Genomic DNA, 6,544 nt, shown 5'->3' with positions numbered 1-6,544 from the left:
AAACCGTCCTTAAAAGATTTAGTTTAAGGTTTAATCTGATTGCTGCTCTCTACAATTACGAGCTTTACCTCCCCAAAATCAAATCTTCCTGAGCGACTTTTGCAAGAGGTCTATTGTTGTCAGTATTAAATCAAAATAACCCCTTTACTCACCTCCAGTGCGGCAAAGAGCGGTGGATGAGACTCCAAGATGAAATGCACCATTACCCAATAACGAAGCAGAGAAAGAAGAGAGGGTCTTTCAAAAAACCAAATCCTCGTTCTGCCGCTTGTTGGTTCTTATATTTAGCAATCATCTACTCGGTACTAACTGATTAACATCTAGCACATTAGTCGCCAGGATAAAGCGTCCAGCCTGTCGCCGTTCGGCTTCGACGATATCAGATTTGAGTTCTAGACAAGCTGTGATTTTATAGCTAGCGCCAGAGTTTTTTCGTGCCGATTTTGACGGAATTTCTTGAGTATCTATAGCAACGAGTTGATGATACTTAAGTTTTTTAGATAATTTATTAGCCGCCTTCAGAGCATCTGCTATGCAACCAAAACTTTGACGAGATAACTCTCGCAATTGTCTGATGGCTTCTGTTTGTGCCTTATCTAGCGGCGTATTCTTCGTAGCTTAAGCGTCCTTCTTGCACCAGCAAGGTTTTATTATCGGGGAGAACTGTCGCACCATAAAGCTGTCCATCTTTGAGACTTCGAGCTACTTGCCAGTTGTCTACAATTCCTTTCATCCAATCTGCATATTGAGGATGACAAGTCCGAATGACGTGAAATGCAGCTAAGATACGACCAACATCCAATGCAGACCAGCCAATCTCCTTTTCCAGGGGATTGTTGCCATCATCAACCATCTGTCCGGTCGCTGCATTATAGACCTTATTCGCTAAGGCATTCTCAAATAATTTCAGTCCACTCGAACCTGTTAAAAACTTGTTGAGGCGGGCATCAAATTCTGCTTGGTCGATTAAATTCAGCAATGGCGCTGAATTGAGCGCCATTGCTGAATTGAGCGCCATTAAGTAATTACCTATATCCCAAAGAGTACCGGAAGGATATCCTCCTGTGGAATTGGTAAATCCCGTATTTTGTTGATAGTTATTGACAAAATACTGCCAAGCTGATTTAGCGTAAACTTGTTCTTCTGGCTTTAACGGAGCAGCGATTTCCCCACAGGTACTTGATGCAGTGGGTGGAGCTTGAGCAAGCGCTTGCTCTGGCAGAGAAACATTTAGTACAGGCTGGGAAACGGCTCCCACTAAGAATAGGGCAATCAGCTTTGAACTTTTGCGCCGAGATGATAAATTAGCATTAACTGGCTATTACCTCCAGTGATGGCGTGATGCTTTACTGGAAATTCTCCGTTGGGCAGAAGAGATTGGCGGAATGTGGGATATACTGGTAATGCTGACTAATTAACCAAAGGTTAATAGGTATAGCTCTTGGAGAGGTGGCAGAGTGGTTGAATGCGACTGACTCGAAATCAGTTGTGGCGGAAACGTCACCGGAGGTTCAAATCCTCTCCTCTCCGTTGTATTTAGACAATTAGTGAGATGGGCTTAATGCCTTGATTCGGTAGCGTGACGCGACCAATTATCCGGCTTTGGGTATATCCCAAGGTTTTGAGTGAGGCGACACAAGCACCAGCGCGTTCATCTGGGATAGCAGCTAAGAGTCCGCCGGAGGTTTGGGGATCGAACAGGAGAGGGTAGTTAAAGCGATCGCGCACTTGTGATAAATTGCTAATTTGGCGGGATGCTCGTAAATTCTGAGGATGCAAAGAACTGACAATTCCCATTTGCAGGGTTTCTAAAGCACCTTCTAGAACTGGAATGGCTTCTAAATCTAACTCCACCGCTACCTGAGATGCTTGGATCATTTCCAGCAAATGCCCCAACAGTCCAAAGCCTGTAACATCGGTACAGGCAGTAGTTCCATATTTCAATAAGCAGTTGGCTGCTGCTTGATTTGATAGCAACATTGATGCAACAGCACCATCAATCCAGCGTCCTTTTGCTCTCAGGCGCATATCAGCGGCAAATATAGTACCAGTTCCTAGTGGTTTGGTTAAAATTAGCACCTGGCCTGGCTTCATACCGCCTTTTCGCAGCAGCTGATTAGGATAGGCTAAGCCGTTACAGGATAACCCAAAGATAAGTTCTGCACCTTCCGTTGTGTGTCCACCTACGAGAGGTGTCTGGGATTGATGCAACACTTTAGCGGCACCTGATAACAGTTGATAAAGCGTTTCCTCCTGCTTTTTCTCCCAGGCGTAGGGAATGGTGACAATTGCTAATGCACTCTGGGGAGTAGCACCCATTGCAAAAATATCGCTTAAGCAATGATTGGCGCTAATTTGAGCAAAGATAAACGGATCATTAATTAAGCTGCGGAAATAGTCTAAGGTATGAACCATAACCTGATCCGCTGGCACACGGACTACGGCGGCATCATCTGGTGCATCAAGTCCAATTAGAATATCTTCTCTATTAGCGGATTCAGGTTGTTCTAATTTGATACGATGCAGGACTCTTTCGAGTGTGGTACTGCCGATTTTAGAACCGCAACCAGCACAACGCATTGGGGGATTGGGGATTTTGAAGCGATTTTTGGGGAAATTGATTCTTCCCAAAACATCGCCTGATTTTGGATTGGGGATTTTGGATGGGGTGACGGCTGACATTTCTGGCAAGTTGTGGAAACGTGCCATAAATTGGCGGTCGATGCGGTCTTTCCAGTGCCATAGTAGGGGAGATTGGCAGCCGAAATTTCCCCAGGAAGCGATCGCGCTCTTATCCCCTGTACCAATTAAACTAAGATATTGTTTCTGCGGCTTGTACGGTTTGAGTGGTTTTCCTAGTAATGTTTGCCGCAGGTTGTTAAATAGTGGCTTTCCCTGACGCACTGCAAATACTCCCGCCTTGGGACGGGGATGATTAACCATCGCCGCAATATCACCAGCGGCAAATACTTGGGGATGAGAAACTGATTGTAATGTGTCCCCTACACCGATAAAGCCTTTGGTATCGGTAGCTAGTCCGGATGCTTGTAGCCAAGTGGGTGCGGATGCTTGTGTCACCCAGAAAATGCGATCGCACTCTATCACAAGATTCGATTCGCAGATAACCTTGTGCGGTTCAACCTCGCACACCTTTTCCGACAAATGCAATTGAATTTCCCGCTGGGTGAGAATTTTTTGGAGACGATGACCCACCCACTGGTTATAGTTCGGTAAAAGGTAGGAACCGCTATGGAATAAATGAATTTCTGGGTTTTGTTTAGAAAATTTATCTAGGCGAGAGTGCATTGCTAGTGCCAGTTCCACACCTCCAGCACCTCCACCGACAATAGCAATTTTTATAGGTTTTTCGGGATTTGCCGCAACATCCTTAAGCAGCTGGTTCCATGCACTCAAAAGCTTTGGTACTGGTTTAGCTGGAATAGCGTATTCAGCTGCTCCCGGAACAGATATTATTGTTGGAGTGCTGCCAATATTGATTGATAACAAGTCAAAGGCAACATCTGGACGGTTAAAACAAATCACTTTATTATTGTCTAGGTCTAGACCAATTACCCGGTCAATATACACCTGCGCTTGGGCAAATTGGGCAAGGCGGCGCAAGTCAATATGACTTTCATCATAATCATAGAGTCCTGCCACATGACCGGGAAGCATTCCAGAATAGGGAGTGTGTGATACCTCTGAAATTAGCGTCAGGCGTACTCCCGGCAACGGTTTCATGGCAAACATTTTCAGTGCAATAGCATGGCTATGTCCGCCACCAACTAGCACTAAGTCTTTAAAAATGGGAGATGTTACCTGCATCTAAAAGCTTGTTTTGAACTTTGGGGGCTGAAATTATGGTAGTTGCTTCTACGGGGGAGTGTGTGGAAGTAAAAATGTCCGATGACTAAAGTCGTGACTAAACAAACAAAGCCTGCCTTCGCAGACTAATATTTGTAAAAACGGGATGCTTCCGTGTGGAAGCGATCGCTTTTAGGCAATTCAAGCTACACTACCCTCGGTAAACGGCAATTCTCAGGAGTAAAATCATGATTGACCTTTACACCTTCACAACACCAAACGGGCGCAAGGCTTCTGTCATGTTGGAGGAAGTTGAGCTTCCTTACAACGTCCACAAGATTGATATAACCAAAAACGAGCAATTTACTCCAGAATTTGTAGCAATTAATCCCAATAGCAAGATTCCCGCTATTATTGACCGAGACACCGACATGACAATTTTTGAGTCTGGTGCCATCCTGATTTATCTAGCAGAGAAAACTGGCAAATTTCTGCCCGCTGAACAAAAAGGTCGCTTTCAAGTGCTGGAATGGCTAATGTTTCAGATGGCAAGCGTGGGGCCAATGTTTGGTCAATTGAACCACTTTAAAAAGTTTTCCCCAGAAAAGATTCCTTACGCAATTGAACGATATGAAAAAGAAAGCTTGAGGCTTTACGGAGTTTTAGATAAACAACTCTCTGAACGTGAATTTATCTGTGATCACTACTCGATTGCAGATATTGCGACATTTCCTTGGGTTGCCATTTATGAATTTCAAGGTTTAACACTAGATAATCATCCAAATCTCAAACGTTGGTTTGAGACAATTCAGCAGCGTCCGGCTGTGCAACGTGGGATGAAAGTACCATAGGAAATGAAAATTTAAAAAGCCAAAGAAAGGAATTATCGGCAGCATTCTATTTCTGTATCCCTCACACTAAAAAGTGGGACTGTACCAACAAACACTACCTATGCCGAATGTAGAGACGTAAAATTTCGCGTCTCTACATAATAAATTTGAAACTAGCAAAGGCGGGTTTCATTTGTATAGCCGAGAATTACTTTTATCAGAGCATTTTGAATTTGGAAAAGATTTACCATAGATTCAATCTGCTCATTCTCTCCTAACTATCGTGTACTGCCTCAATCCCAATTGCCAAAAACCTACCAGCAACTCACCTGGAACCAGGTTTTGCTTTAGTTGCGGAACCTTACTGTTACTCAAAGACCGCTACCGCGCTACTAATTTCCTCGGTGCAGGTGGTATGGGCAGAAATTTCTTAGCGGTGGATGAAGACACGCCCTCCAAAAAGCCTTGTGTGATTAAGCAGTTTTTCCCAGCGCCCGAAATTCAAAATAATCCTGCTGCATTCCAGAAAGCCATAGAACTTTTTAACCGAGAAGCAGCGCAATTAGACCGGCTAGGCGATGAATCTCCCCAAATTCCCCGCCTGCTGGCACACATTGAACAGGATAAGCGCCTGTATTTTGTGCAGGAATTCATCGACGGACAGAATTTACTTCAAGAATTGGAACAGGAGAAAACCTACAACGAAGCACAAATTCGTCAGTTGTTGGCTGATTTATTACCTGTGCTGAAATTCATCCATCAGCAGGGAGTCGTTCACCGGGATATCAAGCCAGAAAATATCATGCGCCGCAGGAATAACCAGCTAGTGCTGATAGACTTCGGCATTTCTAAAGAACTGAGTAGTACGGTGATGTCAATGGGGACAACTGTAGGAACCTTGGGATATGCGCCGCCAGAACAAATGGCCTATGGCGAAGCGTATCCAGCGAGTGACCTTTATGCTTTGGGTGCAACTTGCATTTATCTGCTATCGAACGTTGTTCCAAATGAATTGTTTAACCCCCAGGAAAAACGCTGGCTATGGCAAGATGTGCTTGCATCACGCGGGACTGCTGTCAGCGAACAGTTAGGGCAAACTTTGGACAAAATGCTCAAAGTTGACGTAGGGGAACGGTATCAATCAGTTGGTGAGGTGCTAGAAGTTCTAAAGCTAAAGGTAGGAACAAACAATCAAACAAACTTAAATCCTTCCATAATTGGGACTTGGCATGGCAAATTTAGTAACAAGCCCGCCAGTCTTATTGTTACTCGTCGGTCAAATAACGTATTTCATGGAACCTTGACTGTTAACGAGTGGATTAGTAAAACTAAAGTTGATGTTGAAGTTGATTTTAACCCATTAACAAATAAGATAATTATACGAGAGATACGAATTATTCCGGGTTCAATAGGTAGGTGGAACTTGGTAGAAAATAATGAAGGAATTTTATCGTTAGACGGAAAGCAAATGATAGGGAAGGTTAAAGGTTACGGTTCATACTCATGGTTATTTTCTAAATCAGACCACAAGTAGTTTGGTCAACTGTTTTTTACCAAGTGAGTAGTATAGAAATTTCCTTAGAGATTTTCCAACCAACTCTCAGTTTTGATTATCCACCATTAACGGATAAAAAACTGGATCATAGTGCAGAGAAATTTTTCTAGAACTTAATAAAAGGGAATGGGCAAATCAGCAATCAATGAAGGGCTTAAACTCACTTGCAAAAGAGCCGACCATTTTGATAATTAATTAAGGAATACTCATTATGACAATGAATCCAAGAGTAGAAAAAATTAGGGAGCATCCCGGTTTTGTAAAAATTCCATTAAGAAAAGATAATAGGTAGTCAACTGAAGTCTCAAAAGGTAAGCAAGAGGAACCGCTATGACCCCGGAAGAAAAAGAGCGTT

4 protein-coding genes, 1 tRNA gene and 1 pseudogene are annotated in these 6,544 nt (G+C 43.4%); 3 read left to right on the top strand and 3 right to left on the bottom strand.

The features are described from left to right. Positions 1-291 precede the first annotated feature (291 nt). Positions 292-567 (bottom strand): hypothetical protein, encoded by a 276-nt coding sequence (locus NDI42_RS28485; protein WP_190453072.1) that lies wholly within the window; start codon positions 565-567, stop codon positions 292-294. Between the two features lie 28 nt (positions 568-595). Then, a pseudogene (locus NDI42_RS28480) lies at positions 596-1,258 on the bottom strand (DUF3131 domain-containing protein); the annotation flags it as partial. A gap of 185 nt (positions 1,259-1,443) precedes the next feature. Here NDI42_RS28480 and NDI42_RS28475 point away from each other — a divergent pair. Continuing rightward, a tRNA-Ser gene (locus NDI42_RS28475) sits at positions 1,444-1,530 on the top strand. A 6-nt stretch (positions 1,531-1,536) separates the two neighbouring features. Here NDI42_RS28475 and selD read toward each other — a convergent pair. Beyond that, positions 1,537-3,825: a selenide, water dikinase SelD gene (selD, locus tag NDI42_RS28470; RefSeq protein ID WP_190453068.1), complete on the bottom strand. Its 2,289-nt coding sequence runs from the start codon at positions 3,823-3,825 to the stop codon at positions 1,537-1,539. Positions 3,826-4,052: 227 nt separating this feature from the next. Between selD and NDI42_RS28465 the strand changes: the two genes are divergently transcribed. Further along, the gene (locus tag NDI42_RS28465) at positions 4,053-4,655 is read left to right on the top strand and encodes a glutathione binding-like protein (protein WP_190453066.1); all 603 of its coding nucleotides are present in this window, start codon (positions 4,053-4,055) and stop codon (positions 4,653-4,655) included. Between the two features lie 262 nt (positions 4,656-4,917). Beyond that, on the top strand, positions 4,918-6,168 hold the full coding sequence (locus NDI42_RS28460; protein ID WP_199311073.1) for a serine/threonine-protein kinase: 1,251 nt from the start codon (positions 4,918-4,920) through the stop codon (positions 6,166-6,168). Positions 6,169-6,544 lie beyond the last annotated feature (376 nt).

The organism is Funiculus sociatus GB2-C1 (genome assembly GCF_039962115.1).
GTDB classification, from domain to species: Bacteria; Cyanobacteriota; Cyanobacteriia; order Cyanobacteriales; family FACHB-T130; genus Funiculus; species Funiculus sociatus.
This window is presented reverse-complemented; position numbering and strand designations above follow the sequence as displayed.